Below are 19,317 nucleotides of genomic sequence, written 5' to 3'. Positions count from 1 at the left end.
TTGTCTACCGGCGTTCGTACTTGCCTTTAAACCAGGTTAGACGCATCTGCTCTTTGGCAGAAACCCGCCGGAGTTTGTTCAGAAACAACCACATCTGAAACCGTTCCGAAACTGAAATGTCGGGCTCTCGGAAAGCAATGCGCATGGCCCCGAACGAGGGCAGCAGAAAACGCTTGAACCGGGGAATGTAGTACTTCCACCGTTTCTTTGGATCCGCGTTACGAATCTGAGCGCCAAGAATACGCCGCCGCTTGATCACATGTGCTTCCATTGATGCGCGTGCAGGGTGGCCAACGATAACTTCGGGCACGTAAAGTTGTTCGACACCTTGCGCCATACAACGCCTTGCCCACTCCATATCCCCACCGGATAAGGCGGTATCATCGAACAGACCAACCATCTCAAACGCAGCGCGACGCGCAAAAACATTTGCGGTCGCAGCCCGACCCTGAGTGGCATAATGCTCTTGCTTGAGGGACATCATACGATCCACACGCTCTGCAACCGTCCACACCTGACCTGCCGCCTCAAGCTCGACAGCACCAGCAAACCGCATGACGTTCGGATGGGCCTCAAAGGCCTTTAGGCCATGCGCTATATAGTCCGACCGCGGCCTGCAATCAGCATCGGTAAAAAACAAAAGGTCTGTGCCCGCGGCGCGTATACCTGCATTGCGCGCGGCATATGACCCCGGCTTCGGCTCCTGAATCACGCGGGCATTGGGCGGCAAACGAAAGTCATCCGGCACATCATCAGAGACTGCATTATTGGCGACAATGATTTCAAAATCGGACGCAGGTGTTGTTTGCGCGGCCAACAGGTCAAGGCAAAGCTGCAGATCCTGCCAGCTGTGATAGGTCGGGATAATAACGGACGCTTTTTTGTCCAACTGAACACTCCGCTTGACGCATGACGCTTCCAGCGCTGGTTGCGCTGGCCCGGTATAGACAGTAATCGGTATTTATGTCCACATCGCGCACCCTTCGCATTACGGTTTCAACCCTCACCCGGCAGCGCCCTGCCATGCTTGCTGCGCTTATTGAAAGCTGGGGCAAAATGGCCGTGCCCGTTGATTGCGAAATCACTTGTCTGGTTGTGGAAAACGACAGTGAACCCAAGAGTGTCGGGGTGATTGAAGCGGCTAAGCCACTGCCCAACGGCATGGGGCTGGCCTATGTGCTTGAAACCGAGCCAGGTATTCCGTTCGGGCGCAACCGGGCGGCAAAAGAGGCGATCGCTGCCGGATCAGATTTGCTGGCCTTTGTGGACGATGATGAGATCGTGGCAGAAGACTGGCTGGTCAAGCTTATCGCCGCTTACCGCCAAAGCGAGGCCCTTTTGATCGGCGGGCCATTGCGCGTCAAGCAGACACCGCGCAAGCTGTCCTTCATGGACGCACTCATGGATAAATGTATCGCCCGCAGATACCTGCGCAAGGAAACGCGCGCCGCCCGCCGCGCCGATCTGACCGGCACGCCGGGTGTGACCATCGTCACCAACAACTGGCTGGCCGAAACCTCGGTTTTCGAAAAGCACGGTATCTGGTTTGACGAGAAAATGCGTTTTACCGGCGGAACGGACTCCAAGCTTTGCGCTGAGGTGAAGGCCGCCGGATTGCCCACCGCATGGGCTGCTGACGCTGCCGTTTATGAAGAAATCCCGCCTGAGCGGCTCGCCGTCAGTTATCAGTTCAAACGGGGTCGGGATCAATCCTCGACCAACTACACCCGCAAGCTCGAAGGGCAACCTTCGGCAAAATACAATGTCCTGGTCAGCGTGCCGATCAAGATCGTCATCATCTGCGGTCTTGTGATTGCCCTGCCGTTTACAGGCGGGCGCACCTTGCTGGACGTTGTACGCACGTCGGGCTGGGTGGCCGGTCGTTTCGACGCGCTGCTTGGGCGCCGTTCTGATCTTTATAAAACCGTCACGGGCGATTAGCGGCAGGCCCGCACCCTGCGTCGCGGGTACGGGCGGGTTTCTCAGTCTGGCGCTTTTGTCTTGCGCAGATAGGGCAGCACGGTTTCAAACACGCCGAATTTCGCCTTCGCGTCTTCATCCGAAACCGATGGTGGAATGATCACATCCTCACCGGGAACCCAGTTGGCAGGGGTCGCGACACCTTTGCCGGTCGACATTTGCAAACCATCCAGAGCACGCAGCACTTCTGCGAAATTGCGACCAACGGTCATCGGGTATGTCATCGACAGTTTAAGCTGCTTGTCCGGCCCGATGATAAAGACCGACCGCACCGTGGCGCTGTCAGCGGGGGTGCGGCCATCGGGCAGATAGGCCTCGGACGGCAACATATCAAAGGCTTTGGACACGGCCAGACCTTCGTCAGCGATAATCGGGAAACCGGCGGTAGCCCCCGCAACCTTTTCAATGTCGCCTTTCCACTTCTTGTGATCCTCAACGCCATCGACCGAAACGCCGATCACCTTGGTGCCACGTTTTTCCCATTCATCCGCCAGCTGCGCTACGGCGCCGAACTCCGTGGTGCACACAGGTGTGAAATCCTTGGGGTGTGAAAACAGAATAGCCCAGTTGTCACCAATCCAATCATGAAAGCGGATCGTGCCGTGGTCCGTTTCTGCCGTAAAATCGGGAACTGTGTCGTTGATGCGCAAGCCCATAAATACCTCCAGTGCAATGCTGTCTTTTACGTGTGATGCGCACATAATACGAAACGTTCCGGGTGACACCCCCTCTCTTGCCGTTCACACGCGACAGTGACACAGTGCGCGCCGGACAAGGTGTATCAGATACCCTCTTAAAGGAATAAACCTCATGCTTGAAAAGCGCGAATTCTATATCAATGGCCAGTGGGTTGCCCCGGCAAAACAAAACGACTTTGCCGTTATTGATCCCTCTACGGAGGAACAATGCGCCGTGATCTCACTGGGCGGACAGAGCGATACCGATGCGGCTGTCGCGGCGGCGCGTGCGGCATTTGATGGGTGGTCGCAAACCTCAAAATCAGAACGCCAAGCACTGCTCAAGCGGCTGCTTGAGGTTTATAACGACCGCGCTGAAGAGATGGCGCAAGCCATGTCGATGGAAATGGGCGCGCCCATGGCGCTCAGCCGTGCACAACAGGTAGGCGCGGGCAGCTGGCACCTTGAAGGTTTCCTGAAAGCCTTCGAAAACTTCAGCTTTGAGCGTGATTTCACAAGCAGCGAAAAGACGCTGCTCGAACCGATCGGGGTTTGCGCACTGATTACGCCATGGAACTGGCCGATGAACCAGATCGTACTCAAGGCGGTGCCTGCGATGGCGACCGGCTGCACGATGATCCTCAAACCATCCGAAATCGCGCCTCTTTCCGGTCTGCTGTTTTCCGAGTTCGTCCATGAGGCAGGCTTTCCAGCGGGCGTTTTCAACATGGTGAACGGCGATGGGGCCGGAGTGGGCAGCCAGCTTTCCGCGCACCCCGAAGTCGATATGGTCAGCTTTACCGGCTCGACCCGCGCCGGGATCGCGATCTCCAAGGCGGCGGCGGATTCGCTCAAGCGCGTAAGCCTTGAGCTTGGTGGCAAAGGTGCGAACATCATCTTTGAGGACGCACGCCCGGATGCTGCGAAATCCGGCGCGGTAAGGTGCTTCAGAAACTCGGGCCAGTCCTGCAACGCACCAACACGCATGCTGGTACATAAATCGCGTTACGACGAAGCGGTCGAGATGGCCGCGGATGTGGCCAAAAACACCCACGTCGGACCGGCCTCCGAAGAGGGCAAACACATCGGCCCTGTCGTATCCGAGGCACAGTTCGACAAAATCCAGAAACTGATCGAGCTCGGCATCGGTGAGGCGCGCCTCGTTGCGGGCGGGCTGGGGCGGCCAGACGGGCTGAACCGGGGCTATTTTGTCAAACCGACGGTATTCGCGGATGTCACCAATGAGATGACCGTCGCGCGCGAAGAGATCTTTGGCCCGGTGCTGTCGATCATCCCGTTTGAAAGCGAAGAAGAAGCCATCGCCATCGCCAATGACACGCCTTACGGGCTGACCAACTACATCCAGACTGAGGATACCGACAAACGCCGCCGCGTGGCGCGTCGCTTGCGCTCTGGCATGGTGGAAACAAACGGTCAGGGCTTTGCCCAAGGATCACCCTTTGGCGGCTATAAACAGTCCGGCAACGGGCGCGAAGGTGGCATCTATGGCCTTGAGGAATTCCTCGAAGTCAAAGCCGTCTCTGGCTGGGCTGCTGAATAAGCCCCCCTGCCAAAGATACTCTCGTCAAAGGCCACCGCATCGGTGGCCTTTTTGCATTCCTGCCACCAAAGGACCCTGAGACTGCGCCCGAAAGCCCGGCGCGTTAAAATGGCGCGGTTGCGCGCACCTTCATCGATCTCCCGCCCTGCGGATGTTTAAACCGCAACTCTTCGGAGTGCAGCATCAGGCGCGGGTAATCGCGCGCAGGCCCCGTCGCATAAAACGGATCACCCAAAATCGGGTGGCCAAGGGCGAGCATATGCACCCGCAACTGGTGACTGCGCCCCGTAAGCGGATGCAGGCGCACGCGCGCGGTTTGCCTGTCGTCTTTCAGAACCCGCCATTCGGTTTGCGCGGATTTACCTGTCTCGTGGCAGACCATCTGCCGGGGCCGGTTCGGCCAATCCACGATCAGCGGCAGATCAACGGTGCCCGTTCTTTCGCACGGCACACCCCAGATCCGCGCGACATAGGTCTTGCGGGTCATGCGCTTTTCAAACTGCAACCCCAGATGGCGTTGCGCGTGCGGCGTCAGGGCAAAGATCATCACACCTGAGGTGTCGCGGTCCAGCCGGTGCACCAGCAGCGCGTCGGCAAACATCGCCTGCACGCGCGCCAACAGACAATCGGCCAGATGCGGCCCCTTGCCGGGCACAGACAAAAGCCCCGCCGGTTTATCCACCAGTAGCACTTCGGCGTCTTCATGCAGGACCGTCAAAGGGGTTTGCGGGGGCGCGTATGTCTCATCCATACGCCCTGCTCGCAGATCGCCCCCGGCTTTTCAACCCGCCTTGACCCGTTCGGATTTCGGATCGTACATCGGCTTCAGCGAGACTTCGGCCGCCACGCGCACGCCTGCCACATCCACCTCATATTCAGAGGCAAGCACCTCGGCTGCGGTCTCCCCGGCGCAGGGGACATACCCCAGCCCCATCGCGCCCCCCAGATGATGACCATAGGCACCGGAACTGAGAAACCCGACGATCTCACCGTTTCGCAGGACGGGTTCATTATGATAGAGCAGCGGTTCGGGATCTTTCAGTCTGAATTGCACCAAGCGGCTTTCGAGCCCGGTGTCCTTTTTGCGCAGGACCGCATCGCGACCGATGAAATCAGGCTTGTCCGTTTTGACCGCAAAACCAAGCCCCGCCTCCAGCACGTGATCCTCGCAGGTGATGTCATACCCGAAATGGCGGAAGCCTTTTTCCATCCGCGCGCAATCCATCATATGCATGCCACACAGCTTGACCCCGAGGTCCTGCCCTGCCTCATGCAGCACTTCAAAGGCATGCGCGGCCATATCCGACGAGACATAGACCTCCCAGCCCAACTCGCCCACATAGGTCACGCGGTGGACACGGGCCAGCCCCATGCCCAGCTCGATCTCCTGCGCGGTCCCGAAAGGGTTCACCGCGTTTGAAAAATCCGCCGGCGAGACCTGTTGCAACAGTTTGCGCGCGTTCGGCCCCATGATGGCCAACACGCCCTCGCCCGCCGTGACGTCCGTGATCACAACGTTGAAATCCCCGCGATGGCGCATCATCCACGTTTGATCCGCCAAACGGGTTGCCGCGGGAGTGACGACCAGAAATGCCGTTTCCGACAGACGCGTGACGGTGACATCCGCCTCGATCCCGCCTTGATGATTGAGGAATTGCGTATAAACGATCTTGCCGACCGGCACATCATACTGCCCGCCGCCCACATGGTTCATGAAGGCCACCGCATCGCGACCTTCCACGCGAATTTTACCAAAGGACGACATGTCATACATGCCGACATTCGTGCGGACCGCCGCCACTTCTTCTGCGACATTGGCAAAGAAATTCTGCCGCTTCCATGTGTATTCATATTCCGGTTTCTGGTTATTGACCGCGAACCAATTGGCACGCTCCCAGCCGGCCAATTCCCCCATCACGGCACCATGCCGGATCAGATGTTCGTGGAACGGCGTGCGCCGCACCCCGCGCGCCGTCGCCTTTTGCCGGAACGGGAAGTGATCTGCGTAAAGCAGCCCCAGCGTTTCTTTTGATCGCTCGAACAGATAGGTCTTGTTGCCTTGGAATGGCTGCATGCGGCTGATGTCAACATCCCCCAGATCAAACGGTTTTTCGCCAGCCTCCATCCATTGCGCAAGCGCCATCCCCGCCCCGCCAGCGGATTGGATACCAATCGAGTTAAATCCAGCGGCAACCCAGAAGTTATCCATCTCAGGCGCAAGGCCGAGGTGATAGGCGTCGTCCGGCGTAAAGCTTTCGGGGCCGTTGAAAAACGTATGAATGCCCGCTTCCGCCAGCATCGGCATACGCTCCACCGCCGCCTCAAGGATCGGCTCAAAATGGTCGAAATCTTCGGGCAGCTGGTCGAATTCAAAATCAGCAGGAATACCCTTCATCGCCCAAGGCTTGGCGTTTGGTTCAAACGCGCCCAGCAGCATTTTGCCCGCATCTTCTTTGTAATAGGCGCATTCATCGGGCACGCGCAGCACCGGAAGCTGGGTCAAACCGGCGATGGCCTCGGTGACAATATAAAAGTGCTCGCAGGCATGCAGCGGTACGTTGACACCCGCCATGCGGCCCACTTCATGCCCCCACATGCCCCCGCAATTGACCACCATATCCGCCGTGATGTGACCCGTCTCCGTACCCTGCGCCCAATCCACGCCGGTAACGCGTCGCCCGGCGCGGGTGATGCCAGTGACGCATGTGCGCTCCAGCACCTTAGCACCGCCTTGCCGCGCGCCCTTGGCCAGCGCCAGCGCGATATTGGCCGGATCGCCCTGCCCGTCCTTGTCGAGATAAACCGCACCGGTCACATCCTTGATGTTCAGATGTTCGTACCGCGCCTTGACCTCCTGCGCAGAGATTTCCTCGACATCGACGCCAAAGGCGCGCGCCATGGCCGCCTGACGGTAGATCTCTTCGCGGCGTTCTTCGGTCAGGGCAACGGTAATCGACCCACAGCGTTTGAACCCCGTCGCAACGCCCGTTTCCGCTTCGAGGTTACCGTATAATTCCTGACTGTATTTCGCCAGTTTCGTCATATTCGCCGTGGCGCGCAGTTGCGCAATCAATCCAGCCGCGTGCCAAGTCGTCCCGGACGTCAGCTGTTTGCGTTCCAACAAGACAACGTCTTTCCAGCCCTGTTTGGTCAGGTGATAAGCAACAGAACAGCCGATGACACCACCGCCGATAATGACGACCCGTGCGTGCGAAGGAGGAAGTGCCATAAGAGGTCTCCGTTCAGAAAAACCTGCCCTCAGGCGAGGGTGTGTTCGGCTGCCAGCAGCCGCTTTTTAAGTTCCGCGATGTGTTTTGGGCCGACCTCGCAGCAGCCACCGACGATGGTGGCCCCGGCGGCGACCCACTCCATGACATACCCCGCATAGGCGCGCGGCCCCATATCGCGGCGCGTTTCGAGCGTGTCCACGGTCGGTTTTTCTTTCAGGAAGTCTTGGCTGATTTGCACGAAGCCGTTCGCATAGCCGCCAAATGGTTTTCCGCTTTGCGCGAGGATGGGCATTGCCTTGGTGACCGCTTCGGGGGCTGAGCAATTAACGAGTACCGCATCCGCATTTGCGGTAACCTCCAAAGCGTCCTCAAGCGGTTCACCCGAACGCAACTGCATCCCGTCACCGTCCGAAACTGTCAACGACAGCCAAACGGGCAGGTTTGTGCTGCGCGCCCCTTCAAGGGCATCGCGCGCATGGGCAACCGAGGCGACCGTCTCAAGGATCAGTGCATCACACACAGGCGCGAGCAGCGCCGCAGCCTCGGCAAACAATGGCACAGCAATCTCACGAGACGGGTGAAGATCAGGACGATAGCTCGCCACCAGCGGCCCGAGCGCTCCAGCGATACGACCCGATCCATGTTTCGCGCGCGCGGCGGAAGCTTCGCTCAGGGCGCGCTGATATAGATCCTCAAAAGCGTCCTCCATACCGGTGCCTTCCAACCGATCATGGTGGATCGCATATGAATTCGTCGTGGCGACCGTCGCACCGGCGGCAAAGTAATCAGCGTGCACCGCTTCAACCAGACCGGGGTGATCCACCATCACCTGCGTTGACCAAAGCGGCGTGGGCTTGTCCCCGGCGCGGTGCACCAATTCCTGCCCCATGCCACCATCCAAGAGGGTAATCTGCGTCATGCACGGATCCTCTCGTTTTGCGGATCCCAGAGCGGCTGATCTGCCTGCACCGTCGCGCGGCGGCGTTGGCCATAGATTTCAACCTCGATCTCGGTGCCCGGTTCGGTCAGGTCCTTGCGCAGCATGCCAAGCGCGATGGACTTGTTCACACGGTAGCCCCAATCGCCCGAGGTCGTCTCGCCCACGACCTCATCCCCGTGAAACAGCGGCGCCATATAGGGCGCATCCTGTGCATAGGCATCCACCACCAGCGTGACGAATTGCTTTTTCACGCCCTGTTGCTTTTCGTTCAGCAACGCAGATTTTCCGGGAAAATCCTGCGGCTTGTCAAAGCGGATGAACCGTTCCAGCCCGCCTTCCAGCAGCGAATAATCCGACGACAAATCACCTTTCCATGCGCGATATCCCTTTTCGATCCGCATCGAATTCAGTGCATACATCCCGAAAGGCACAGCCCCCGCATCAAGGATGGCGTCATACATCGCCGGGATATCCGCGTTTTCGGCGTGCACTTCCCAGCCAAGCTCCCCCGCAAAGGAAACGCGCAGCAAGGCCGCCCAGCCGCCCGCAACCTCGGTCTCCTGAAAGCTGAGCCACGGCAAGGTCAGATCAGCGTCGCACAGCTTGCCCAGAAGGGCGCGCGCCTCCGGGCCGGTCACGATCAGGGTCGACATCCGGTCGGTCCAGTCTTCAAGCGTAAAGGCGCAGTTGTCCGGCATCTGACCTTCAAGCCAGTCGCGGTCATGCCATTGGGCCGATGCGGCCGTCACCAGAACAAAGCGGTCCTCCGCCTCGCGCGTCACTGACATTTCTGTCAGGATACGCCCACGGCTGTCCGCAAAATAGAGCAGACCAACGCGGCCGATCTTGGGCAACGATCCCGTCGTCAGACCACGCAGCCATTCATCTGCCCCCAGTCCTGCCACCTTGAAGCGCGAAAAGCCCGGCAGGTCCAGCACGCCAACGCCATCGCGCACGGCCTCGACCTCTTCCTTGATGCGTGCGGCCCACGGCCCGTTGCGATCCCATGTGTGGGTCGAGTCCTCTGAGGTATCATCGCCGGGTTTGGCAAACCAATTCGCCCGCTCCCACCCGTTATAGGCCCCCATCTGACCGCCAAGCGCACGGATTTTCGCATCCACCGGTGACAGTTTCTTGTCCCGCCCCGCAGGCCATTCGTGGCGCGGGAAATGCATGGCGTATTCATGGCCATAGGTTTCAAGCGCCTTGGAAAGGCAATAATCGTGATCCGCATAATCGGTGTAGCGGCGCGGATCGACGGCCCACATGTCAAGTTCGGTCTCGCCATGCATGATCCATTCCGACAACACTTTGCCGGCCCCGCCACCCTGCGCGATCCCGAAAGTAAAGCTGTGCCCTTCAAAGGCATTCTTGACCCCCGGCATCGGGCCGATCATCGGCAAACCATCGGGCGCATAAGGGATAGGCCCGTTGATGTTGCGCCCCACACCGGATGTGCCCAAAAGTGGCATCCGTTCCATGGCGTCTTCGATATAATACTCCAGCCGTTCCAGATCATCCGGGTAAAGCTGGAACGAGAAATCCTCCGGCATGGGATCCTCCGGCGTGACCCAATGCGCCTTGCAATTGCGCTCATAGGGGCCGAGGTTCAGACCCGTCTTTTCCTGCCGCAGGTAATAGGACGTATCCACATCGCGGATCATCGCGACCTTCTTGCCGTTCTCCTTGGTCCAGGCTTCCAGCTCGGGGATCGGTTCGGTCAGGAAGTACTGATGGCTCATGACCACCATCGGCACAGTGCGCCCGCCGAAGGGTTTGAACATCTCACCGACGCGCTGCGCGTAATACCCGGCGCAGTTGACGACCTTTTCGCAGCGAATATTGCCTTTCTCGGTTTTCACGATCCATTCATCGCCATCCCGGTCCATCCCCGTGACCGGGCAGAACCGTTCAATCCGCCCGCCCGCCTGCCGCGCGCCTTTGGCCAGCGCCTGCGTCAGTTGCGCCGGGTCAATATCACCATCCAGGGGATCCCACATGCCCCCCGCAAGATCATGCGTTTCCATGAAGGGGTTATACTGCTGCAATTCCTCAGGCGTGCAGATGTCCATCTGCAGACCCTGCGCGCGCCCCATGCCCGCGACTTTCTCAAACTCCTGCATCCGCTCTTTCGAGTGCGCCAGACGCACAGCCCCGGTGACATGGTAGTTCATCGGGTAATCCACGTCGTCACCCAGCGTCCGGTACATGGCCGCCGAATAGCGCTGCATGTTCATCACCGCCCACGACCCTGCAAAATTCGGCACATTGCCCGCCGCATGCCATGTCGACCCGGCGGTCAACTCGTTCTTTTCAAGCAGAACGCAGTCTTTCCACCCTGCCTTGGCCAGATGATAAAGGGTCGAGGTGCCCACCACGCCCCCGCCAATAATCACGACACGCGCTGTTGTTGGAAATTCAGCCATTTCACTTCTCCTCTTGTGGGACAAAGTCCGTACTCTTGTGGTAGCCGCCTTTGCCGACGGCAAAGCGATGTGTTTCGCGACATAAACCGGCAAGTGCCATACGCAGGTTGGTCGTGGTGACGTTTGTTGTCATGTCACGTGCGCCCCGGCGCATTTGAAAAGCCGAGCAACAGACCGTAGATCACGAAACAGGAGGCCAGAATGCGCCGCAGCCAAACGTTGAAAACCGCGTCCAGCGCTGCACGCCCAAGCCCTGCGCCAAGGGCACAAAAGCCGGTGTAGCTGAGCGCGGTCAGTGTCAGGGCGGTTGGCACGATGACGGTCATCTGCTCCCAAATCGGCACATCCGGTTGCACGAATTGTGAAAAGGCCGCGAGATAGCCCGCAACGCTTTTGGGGTTGATGGTGGCGATGGCGAGCGCTTGAAAGTAGATGGATTTCGCTGGTGTTGCGCTGATCTTCACCGGGGTGCGGGCCTGCATCCAGCCGCGCACCCCAAGGTAAATCAAAAATGCCGCACCGATCATCTTGGCCGCGAAAAAACCGGCGGGTGATGCCGCAATCAGTGCCGTGATGCCAAAGGCGGAGAGGATCAGAAACAGCGTCGCCTGTGTCAGGATCGCCAGCACCCCGATCATCGCAGGGCCAAACCCGAGGTGTATGCCGTTTTGGATGCAATTCACCGCATTGGGACCCGGCGTTGTGACAAAGACAATCCAGAACAGCGCGAATATGGTCCATGCCTCAAACCCCATCAATAAACCGGTGGGGCGATGACCCAGATCGCCACTGCCGGCTCTGCGTAGGGGTTTGACCAGCGGAACGCTTCGCCGCGAATGCGAAAGCTGTCACCGGGATGGATCGTGTGGACGGTTTCGTTGATCTCGATCTGCAAGGTGCCGGAGAGCAGATAGGCGACTTCTTGAGTGGGGCGGGTGACCATCTCCTTGACGCGGCTGCCCGGTTCAAAGGTGGAATGCACCATCTCGAAATCATCCGTGAGGTCAGGCGATAATAGTTCTTCGACCAACCCTTCGGTTTTCGAGCCCATCGGGCGGCGCGCAGCGGCACGCACGATATAGCCCGCCTCGGTCGCGGTCGCCGGTGCGTGGCGAAACAGCATCGAGATTGAGACCTCAAGCACCTTGGCAATCGCGCGCAGGTCGGAAATCGACGGGTCGGATTTGTCCCGCTCCACCTGACTGAGCCATCCGACAGAACGCCCCAAACGCTCCGCCAGATCCGCCAGCGTCAGCCCGCGCGCTTTGCGCAGGGCCCGCAGATCGGCCCCCAAAGTCTGTGGTTCGTCCGGTAGGCTGTGGTGCATGAGCGTGAAAATTCTCCTTTGAATTTCACGGTGCCTGAGTTGAGTGAAAAAATCCAGGCTTTTTTCATGGCGCAGGCCGCGTTTTTTGCCGCCGGATTGAACCGCCCTCGGATCCAGAAACTACAACCGACCGAAAACAGCCTTCAGAATACGGTCGATCTCATCCGCATCGCGCTGATGGAATGCAGCGGGCTGGTCGCTGTCGATATCAAATACCCCCAGCAACGCGCCACGCGCGTCCTCAACCGGCAACACCAGTTCGGATCGTGTGCTTGAGGCGCAAGCGATGTGACCCGGAAAGGCATCGACGTCTTCAACACGCTGTATCTCGCGCGTCCTTGCAGCAGCCCCGCAAACGCCGCGCGAAAACGGGATGACCAGACAGCCATGCCCCCCTTGATAGGGACCGATTTTGAGCATTTGCGGCCCCGTCACCCGGTAAAAACCGGTCCAGTCGAAACGATCGTCGCAGTGATGGACTTCGCAGGCGACCGTCGCCATCAGGGCGACAACATCCGTCTCTCCCTCGGTCAGGGCAGCGATTGTTTTTGCAAGGGTTGGGTAATCGACCTTCACGCGTCTGGACTCCGGGTTTGAAACCTGTTTCTTCAAGACGACAAACGGTTCAGTCGCGCTCAAGCGCGATGGCTGTCGCCTCGCCCCCACCAATACAGATCGCAGCGACACCCCGTTTGACATCGCGCTTTTCCATCGCATTCAGCAAGGTCACCATGATACGCGCGCCCGACGCGCCAATCGGATGCCCCAGCGCACAGGCACCGCCGTTTACGTTTACGACGCCATGATCAAGGCCCATTTCATGCATGAAGGCGAGCGGCACAACCGCGAAAGCTTCGTTCACCTCCCACAGATCAACGCTGTCCTTGTCCCAGCCTATCTTTTGCAACAGCTTCCGGGCGGCTGGAACCGGTGCGGTTGTGAATAGCCCGGGCGCTTGGGCATGTGTCACATGGCCAGCGACGCGACACCGAACTGTCAGACTATTTGATACGGCATAAGGATTTGAGGCCAAAACCAGCGCCGCTGCCCCATCCGAAATGGACGACGCATTCGCCGCAGTTACCGTGCCACCGTCCCGAAACGCAGGCTTGAGCTGCGGGATTTTCTCCGGCCTTGCCGCCCCCGGTTGCTCATCCGCGACGACCGTGATCGTGCCCTTGCGCGACACCACGTCAACCGGTGTGATTTCGGCGTCGAACGCGCCGGATTTCTGAGCTTCTATCGCGCGGGAAAGTGATGCCAGTGCGTATGTGTCCTGTGCCTGCCGCGTAAACTGAAACGTCTCTGCACAGTCTTCGGCAAATGTCCCCATCAAACGCCCTTTGTCATAGGCGTCTTCCAACCCGTCAAGGAACATATGATCAATCACTTCACTATGACCAAGGCGCGCGCCAGAACGCATTTTATTCAACAAATAAGGGGCGTTGCTCATGCTCTCCATGCCACCTGCCGCGATCAGACTGGCCTGTCCGAGGGCGATCTGATCAAAGGCGATCATCGCTGCTTTCATGCCTGACCCGCACATCTTGTTGAGCGTGGTCGCAGGCACTGTGTCGTCCAGCCCCGCCGCAAAACCCGCTTGCCGGGCGGGCGCCTGACCCTGACCCGCAGGTAAAACGCACCCCATCAACACCTCGTCCACGGTCGCGACCCCAGCAACCTGCATCGCTGATTTCAACGCGACCCCGCCAAGCTGCGCAGCGCTCAAAGACGACAAGGCGCCTTGAAACCCACCCATTGGGGTGCGCGCCGCTCCCACGATCACAACGTCTTCCATGATTCGCATTCTCCGAATACCTAAATCAAATCGTAAGACTTACCCGGTAAGCACTTATGCACGATTATGTCAGGGTATATAATGGAACTTGCAAGCAAAACAGACCAGCAATTGCGGATCGTTTCCGTACAAGGTGCGCGCATAGACGCGGCTGTCGCGATTGAGTTCAAGGATGCAATGCGTGTGGAAACAGATGACGGTCCAGACGTCGTCGTTCTGGACCTGAGCCGTGTTGAGTTTATCGACTCGAGCGGATTGGGCGCCATCGTGGCGGCGATGAAACATATGGGCGCCAACCGCAAGATGGCGCTTGCCGGTCTGACGCCGACTGTCGAGCGTGTCTTTACCTTAACGCGAATGGACTCGGTCTTTAGCGTCTTTCCGACATTGGAAGGTGCCCTCGCCGAATTAAGGCCTCAATAGACGTGCCAGTAAGGAGCGATTAAATGGAAGCGGAACAACTCCGTCCATTTAGAGTCTGCGTAGAGAGCGGGCAATACGCGGCGAGAGAAGCTCTAAGCCAGTTTCTTGACGCCTTGCGTCCGTTGGAACTGGATGTGGAAGAATCCGGTACCATCGAACTGGTCCTGGCAGAGGTTTTGAACAATATTGTTGAACATGCCTATCCACCGTCGCAACCTTCCGGCCCGATCGCAATAGAATGCGCGCACCGGAAAGATGGCCTGATCCTGAAGATCAAGGATAAGGGCTATGCAATGCCCGATGGCAAAATGCCCTTGGGCGAACTGGGCACTTTGGATTTGGAACTGGAAGACATGCCTGAAGGCGGCTTTGGTTGGTTCCTGATCACGCATCTCGCAAAGGACGTCCGTTACGAACGCGTTGGAAGCGAGAACCATCTGGATATGCGCCTTGCAGTTGGTACAGCTTAGCAGGTGCAAAGACGGCAGGTCGTTTTTCTCGTTACTTTCCTCAAACGGCCCCGTTACGAGCATATTCTTGCCTTGATTGCACGTCACACCAACACCTGTAGCTAACATAAGCTTCCCTCGACGCTGCGTGTAACAGCCCCCACCCAGTACGCAGCGTCGGGGACTTCCCTTTGCATAGATTGACATATCCAGCCGAGGGTCGTGGACTTCCAAATCGAAGTCGCTAATTTACGCGCAACACAGCCCTGATTAAAGGTCCTCAAATGCGCGATTTTCACCACCCCGGTCGTTCCCCGGTTCTTGCCAGCAACGGCATGTGTGCAACCTCTCACCCGCTCGCGGCAAAAACCGCAATCGATGTTCTGCAACAAGGCGGAAACGCGATGGACGCCGCCATCGCGGGGGCTGTCTTGCTGGGCCTGTGCGAACCGGCCATGACGGGCATCGGCGGTGATTGCTTTGTTCTGTGGTCTGATCGTGACCGCCAGAATGTGCGCGCTTTGAACGGATCAGGCCGGGCACCCGCAGCTTTGGATGCGCATGATTTGCGCGTGGCAGGTGAAACCACCGTTCCGCCCTTTTCAGCCCATGCCGTTACAATTCCAACGGCTGTCGCCGCTTTTGCCCATTTAGCTGAAACGGTTGGCACCCTCGGTCTGGACAGGCTGCTGGCACCATCCATTAAATATGCACAGGACGGAATTCCGGTCGCACCGCGCGTGGCCTTTGACTGGGAAAACTACGGCCATAACCTGCAAGGCAGCGCGAGAGAGAAGTACCTGATCGCCGGGAAGCCCCTGAAAACCGGTGATATCTTCCGCGCACCCGGTCAGGCGGAAGTCTTGCGCCGCATCGCTGAACAAGGCGCGTCGGCCTTTTACACCGGCGAAATTGCCGAAGACATGGTCACCACCCTTCAAGCCGCAGGGGGCGTCCACACATTGGATGATTTTGCCGCCGCAGCCTGTGACGAGACCACGCCAATCTTCGGCTCCTACAAGGACATCGAAATCGTCGAACATCTCCCCAACGGTCAAGGGGCCACCGCGATCCTGATGCTCAACATCCTCGCGCAGTTTGACCTTGCGTCGATGGCGCCTTTTGGCACCGAACGCGCGCATATCGAAGCGGAAGCAGCGAAACTGGCCTATGACGCCCGCAACCGTTTCCTTGCGGATGCCGATCACACCACGCGGTTGGCGCATATGCTGGATATGTCGCTGGCCAAAAAGCTGGCCGCCATGATTGATCCGGGCAAAGCGATGCCAGCGGCCGCTCCTTTGACCGAAATGGTCCACAAGGACACCGTCTATATTTCTACCGTAGACCGCGATGGCATGGCCGTGTCGCTGATTTATTCAATCTTCAAGGATTTTGGCTCGGGCATCGCCTCTGATAAATTCGGGATTTTGCTACAGAACCGCGGGGCAGGATTTACACTCGAACAGGGGCATCCGAATGAGCTCAAGGGTGGCAAACGTCCGATGCACACCATTATCCCTGCCATGCTGCGCAAGAACGGCAAGGTGATCATGCCGGTCGGCGTCATGGGCGGGGCTTACCAGCCGAACGGACATGCGCGATTTGTCAGCAACCTCACCGATTTTGGCATGGACCCGCAATCAGCGATTGATGCCCCGCGCGCCTTTTCTGACATGGGCAATATGCAGGTCGAACGCGGCTATAGCGACACAGTGCGCCAGGAACTGACCGATCTGGGGCACTCTGTCAGCATCCCCCAGACGGCAATTGGCGGGGCGCAGGCGATCCTGATACATGACAATGGCGTTTTTGAGGGCGCGAGTGATCCACGCAAAGATGGCTGCGCTTTGGGCTACTGATCGAGCACTCAGTTCAGCTGAAAATGCAGCGGGTAGGTGCCATCCTGCAGGGGGCCGAACAAGTCGGGGATATCAGGGTGATCCACCGGCTCACCTGAATAATCCGCAATAAGATTCTGCTCGGAGACATAGGCGACGTAATAGCTCTGCTCATTTTCGGCCAGCAGATGATAATACGGCTGTTCTTTCACAGGGCGGCTGTCTTCGGGAATGGCTTCATACCATTCCTCGGTGTTTGAAAACTCAGGGTCCACGTCAAAGATCACCCCGCGAAACGGGTGTTTTTTGTGCCGGACGATCTGGCCAAGATGATATTTTGCGCGTGTTTTAATCATAGCATTGCAGCCCCTCGTTTCCGTTAGTAGACGCTTCGGGCGGTGTTTGTCCAATACTTGGTCGGCAAAAAAAGGAAACAGTCTGTGAACCTCGCACTGACAGTGCTCGAAATCGTGGCGCCGGTGTTTTTGTTGGCTGCAATCGGATTTGTCTGGGTCAAACTGGGCAATGAATACCGCATCAGGTTTGTCACACAGCTTGCCATGACGCTCTCAGTGCCCTGTCTGGTTTTCGTATCCTTGATGCAAACGGAGATCGCACCGGAGGATTTAACAGCGCTGTCACTGGCCGCAATCGGGGCCTATGGCATTGTCACAATTGCAATCCTTGTGTTGGTTTTTGTGCTCAGGCTCAACCGCCAGACATTTGCGGCGCCCCTCATGTTCGGCAATACCGGCAACATCGGTTTGCCACTGGCATTTTTCGCGTATGGCGAAACGGGCCTTGGCTATGCCATCATCGTTTTCGGAATTATGGCGGTCTGGTCCTTCACCTTCGGGGTCTGGCTGGTCGCGGGTGCCGGATCGCTGGGCAAGGTGATCCGCGAACCCATGGTCGCAGGCACCATTTTGGGCGCAATCTTTCTATGGCAAGGCTGGCAGACACCGCCCTTTGTGACAAATACGCTCGACCTCATCGGGCAAATGGCGATTCCGTTGATGCTCATCACACTTGGGGTCGCCATCGCGCGGTTGAAACCGGGCGGGGTGTTGCGCGCAACGGCCTTAAGCGCGGTCAAACTGGTGATCTGCACAGGCGTCGCGTGGTATGTCGGTGATGCGTTTGCCCTTGATCGCGTTGCCTTGGGCGTGCTGGTTCTGCAGGTCGCAACGCCGGTTGCGGTGACGTCTTACATGTTGGCGGAAAAGTACGGCGCAGACGCCGAAGAGGTCGCGGGCCTCGTTGTGGCTTCAACCCTGATGTCTGTTGCTGCCTTGCCTCTGTTGCTGGGCTTTCTGTTGTAAAAAACGTGATTTCCCCTTGGCGAAGATTTGCGCTACTGCAATAAAAAACAAAAAATAAAAGCGAGAGGCAGATGAGCAGAACTCTTCGCGCTATGGCAATTTTACTGTTGGTCGCCTCCTGCGGGGGGGTGTCCTCTACGGCTCCGCGTAATCTGAACGATGCGTGCAGCATTGCCCAACAGCGCCCTGAATATATGCGTGCTTTCCAGAGGACCCAGCAAAAATGGGGTGTTCCGGTGCATGTACAAATGGCAACGATGCATCAGGAAAGCCGGTTTATCGGCAATGCAAAGACGCCACATAAATACGCCTTGGGGGTCATCCCGATGGGCCGCGTTTCCAGCGCATACGGCTATTCGCAAGCGCTGGATGGCACATGGTCAGACTACCAACGCGCGACCGGCAAACGTCTGGCGCGCCGTGACCGTATTCGCGACGCCTCCGATTTCATGGGCTGGTATATGAACATCAGCCAGCAGCGTAACGGCATCGCCTTACATGATGCGCGCAACCAGTACCTTGCCTATCACGAGGGGCACACAGGTTATGCGCGTGGGTCGTACAACCGCAAATCCTGGCTCTTGAATGTGGCCAACAAGGTGGACGCGCGCGCCGATCTTTATCAGGCGCAACTGGCCACCTGTAACCTGCGCCGCTGACCTCAGCGGTCGCGGCTTTTCTCGCGGTCCGGATCAAAAAGAGAGTTGGGCAGGTTTATGCCCGTCTCGAACTCACCCAGAACGACTCTGGTCCGCCCGCCTGAAGCATCGTGGATGACCCATTGTTCCAAACGCGTGGGCTGATCGGTGAAATACATCTCAAGATAGCCGTTTTCGAGGTTATCAGGGTCCTCGGCGGTCACGATGGTCCATGTCCCGTCAAACCGCGCATTGCGCACCATCGCGGCCCGCGTCAAATCAATATCCCGACCGAGCAGCAGCGACAGCGGCGTGCGGCTCAGCGGATATGTTTCTGACGGTTGGTTCGATTTCCTATCGATGATGACGACGGCAGAGGCTGCCGCAATCACCAGCGCCTGTTCGGGCGGGTCGTATTCAAACCGCATGCGTCCGGGCCGCCGCATATAAAGCTGCCCGGTGCTGACGGAACCGTCATCGTTGATTTGGCGAAAATCGCCCTTCAGCGTTTCGAGACTGTTGAGATAGGCGGATATTTCAGCCAGCTTCAACTGCTCCGCCGCACCTGAGGCCGCAGGGACCAAGGACAAGCAAGCAACCAACAGAATGCGCGATATAAGGCTCAAGGAAGTATCCTCCGATGTTCAAACTCACCTGTGACATAGGAGGCATCGGCCTGTTATGCGATATCACCGCGTCAAACGA

At 58.1% G+C, this 19,317-nt stretch carries 20 protein-coding genes; 7 read left to right on the top strand and 13 right to left on the bottom strand.

The window, feature by feature from the left end; translation table 11 throughout:
* Positions 1–4: 4 nt before the first annotated feature.
* The gene (locus K5Q35_RS16240) at positions 5–889 is read right to left on the bottom strand and encodes a glycosyltransferase family 2 protein (RefSeq protein ID WP_220800321.1); all 885 of its coding nucleotides are present in this window, start codon (positions 887–889) and stop codon (positions 5–7) included.
* A gap of 74 nt (positions 890–963) precedes the next feature.
* Here K5Q35_RS16240 and K5Q35_RS16235 point away from each other — a divergent pair, with 74 nt between their 5' ends.
* A complete protein-coding gene (locus K5Q35_RS16235) occupies positions 964–1,941 on the top strand; it encodes a glycosyltransferase family 2 protein (RefSeq protein WP_220800320.1) in 978 nt (325 codons plus the stop codon).
* Between the two features lie 41 nt (positions 1,942–1,982).
* Here the strand turns inward: K5Q35_RS16235 and K5Q35_RS16230 are convergent, their stop codons facing one another.
* Positions 1,983–2,636 carry a peroxiredoxin gene (locus tag K5Q35_RS16230; protein ID WP_220800319.1) on the bottom strand — a complete coding sequence of 218 codons (654 nt, stop codon included), beginning with the start codon at positions 2,634–2,636 and terminating at the stop codon, positions 1,983–1,985.
* 154 nt (positions 2,637–2,790) lie between these two features.
* On the opposite strand from K5Q35_RS16230, the gene K5Q35_RS16225 reads away from it, so the two are divergent.
* Positions 2,791–4,218 carry an aldehyde dehydrogenase family protein gene (locus K5Q35_RS16225; RefSeq protein ID WP_220800318.1) on the top strand — a complete coding sequence of 476 codons (1,428 nt, stop codon included), beginning with the start codon at positions 2,791–2,793 and terminating at the stop codon, positions 4,216–4,218.
* A gap of 103 nt (positions 4,219–4,321) precedes the next feature.
* Here the strand turns inward: K5Q35_RS16225 and K5Q35_RS16220 are convergent, their stop codons facing one another.
* From K5Q35_RS16220 to K5Q35_RS16185, 9 genes are all read right to left on the bottom strand, one after another.
* On the bottom strand, positions 4,322–4,969 hold the full coding sequence (locus K5Q35_RS16220; RefSeq protein ID WP_220800317.1) for an RluA family pseudouridine synthase: 648 nt from the start codon (positions 4,967–4,969) through the stop codon (positions 4,322–4,324).
* 30 nt (positions 4,970–4,999) lie between these two features.
* Positions 5,000–7,447 carry an FAD-dependent oxidoreductase gene (locus K5Q35_RS16215; RefSeq protein WP_220800316.1) on the bottom strand — a complete coding sequence of 816 codons (2,448 nt, stop codon included), beginning with the start codon at positions 7,445–7,447 and terminating at the stop codon, positions 5,000–5,002.
* A 29-nt stretch (positions 7,448–7,476) separates the two neighbouring features.
* Complete coding sequence (locus K5Q35_RS16210; RefSeq protein ID WP_220800315.1) at positions 7,477–8,367, bottom strand: homocysteine S-methyltransferase family protein; 891 nt, start codon at positions 8,365–8,367, stop codon at positions 7,477–7,479.
* Positions 8,364–10,814 carry an FAD-dependent oxidoreductase gene (locus tag K5Q35_RS16205; protein WP_220800314.1) on the bottom strand — a complete coding sequence of 817 codons (2,451 nt, stop codon included), beginning with the start codon at positions 10,812–10,814 and terminating at the stop codon, positions 8,364–8,366. Before K5Q35_RS16205 ends, K5Q35_RS16210 begins: the two co-directional genes overlap by 4 nt.
* A 1-nt stretch (position 10,815) precedes the next feature.
* Positions 10,816–10,947: a hypothetical protein gene (locus K5Q35_RS22700; RefSeq protein ID WP_259650560.1), complete on the bottom strand. Its 132-nt coding sequence runs from the start codon at positions 10,945–10,947 to the stop codon at positions 10,816–10,818.
* 1 nt (position 10,948) lies between these two features.
* Positions 10,949–11,569 (bottom strand): LysE family translocator, encoded by a 621-nt coding sequence (locus tag K5Q35_RS16200; RefSeq protein WP_220800313.1) that lies wholly within the window; start codon positions 11,567–11,569, stop codon positions 10,949–10,951.
* The gene (locus K5Q35_RS16195) at positions 11,569–12,141 is read right to left on the bottom strand and encodes a helix-turn-helix domain-containing protein (protein WP_013963697.1); all 573 of its coding nucleotides are present in this window, start codon (positions 12,139–12,141) and stop codon (positions 11,569–11,571) included. The genes K5Q35_RS16200 and K5Q35_RS16195 overlap by 1 nt, the downstream gene beginning before the upstream one ends.
* 120 nt (positions 12,142–12,261) lie before the next feature.
* Positions 12,262–12,717, bottom strand: a complete 456-nt coding sequence (locus K5Q35_RS16190) for a GAF domain-containing protein (RefSeq protein WP_220800312.1) — start codon at positions 12,715–12,717, stop codon at positions 12,262–12,264.
* Between the two features lie 49 nt (positions 12,718–12,766).
* On the bottom strand, positions 12,767–13,939 hold the full coding sequence (locus K5Q35_RS16185) for an acetyl-CoA C-acyltransferase (RefSeq protein ID WP_220800311.1): 1,173 nt from the start codon (positions 13,937–13,939) through the stop codon (positions 12,767–12,769).
* Between the two features lie 81 nt (positions 13,940–14,020).
* Here K5Q35_RS16185 and K5Q35_RS16180 point away from each other — a divergent pair, with 81 nt between their 5' ends.
* From K5Q35_RS16180 to ggt, 3 genes are all read left to right on the top strand, one after another.
* Positions 14,021–14,362 (top strand): STAS domain-containing protein, encoded by a 342-nt coding sequence (locus K5Q35_RS16180; RefSeq protein ID WP_013963700.1) that lies wholly within the window; start codon positions 14,021–14,023, stop codon positions 14,360–14,362.
* A gap of 23 nt (positions 14,363–14,385) precedes the next feature.
* A complete protein-coding gene (locus tag K5Q35_RS16175; RefSeq protein ID WP_013963701.1) occupies positions 14,386–14,832 on the top strand; it encodes an ATP-binding protein in 447 nt (148 codons plus the stop codon).
* 263 nt (positions 14,833–15,095) lie between these two features.
* The gene (ggt, locus tag K5Q35_RS16170; RefSeq protein WP_220800310.1) at positions 15,096–16,673 is read left to right on the top strand and encodes a gamma-glutamyltransferase; all 1,578 of its coding nucleotides are present in this window, start codon (positions 15,096–15,098) and stop codon (positions 16,671–16,673) included.
* Between the two features lie 8 nt (positions 16,674–16,681).
* Here ggt and hspQ read toward each other — a convergent pair whose 3' ends face one another.
* Complete coding sequence (gene hspQ, locus K5Q35_RS16165; RefSeq protein WP_013963703.1) at positions 16,682–17,008, bottom strand: heat shock protein HspQ; 327 nt, start codon at positions 17,006–17,008, stop codon at positions 16,682–16,684.
* Between the two features lie 84 nt (positions 17,009–17,092).
* On the opposite strand from hspQ, the gene K5Q35_RS16160 reads away from it, so the two are divergent.
* Both K5Q35_RS16160 and K5Q35_RS16155 read left to right on the top strand, forming a co-directional pair.
* Positions 17,093–17,974: an AEC family transporter gene (locus K5Q35_RS16160; RefSeq protein ID WP_013963704.1), complete on the top strand. Its 882-nt coding sequence runs from the start codon at positions 17,093–17,095 to the stop codon at positions 17,972–17,974.
* Positions 17,975–18,045: 71 nt separating this feature from the next.
* Positions 18,046–18,633 (top strand): hypothetical protein, encoded by a 588-nt coding sequence (locus tag K5Q35_RS16155; RefSeq protein WP_013963705.1) that lies wholly within the window; start codon positions 18,046–18,048, stop codon positions 18,631–18,633.
* A 2-nt stretch (positions 18,634–18,635) separates the two neighbouring features.
* On the opposite strand, the gene K5Q35_RS16150 is transcribed toward K5Q35_RS16155, so the two are convergent.
* Positions 18,636–19,229 (bottom strand): outer membrane lipoprotein carrier protein LolA, encoded by a 594-nt coding sequence (locus K5Q35_RS16150; RefSeq protein ID WP_044025753.1) that lies wholly within the window; start codon positions 19,227–19,229, stop codon positions 18,636–18,638.
* Positions 19,230–19,317: the final 88 nt, after the last annotated feature.

Source organism: Roseobacter sp. OBYS 0001 (genome assembly GCF_019654895.1).
Classification (GTDB): Bacteria; Pseudomonadota; Alphaproteobacteria; order Rhodobacterales; family Rhodobacteraceae; genus Roseobacter; species Roseobacter litoralis.
This window is presented reverse-complemented; position numbering and strand designations above follow the sequence as displayed.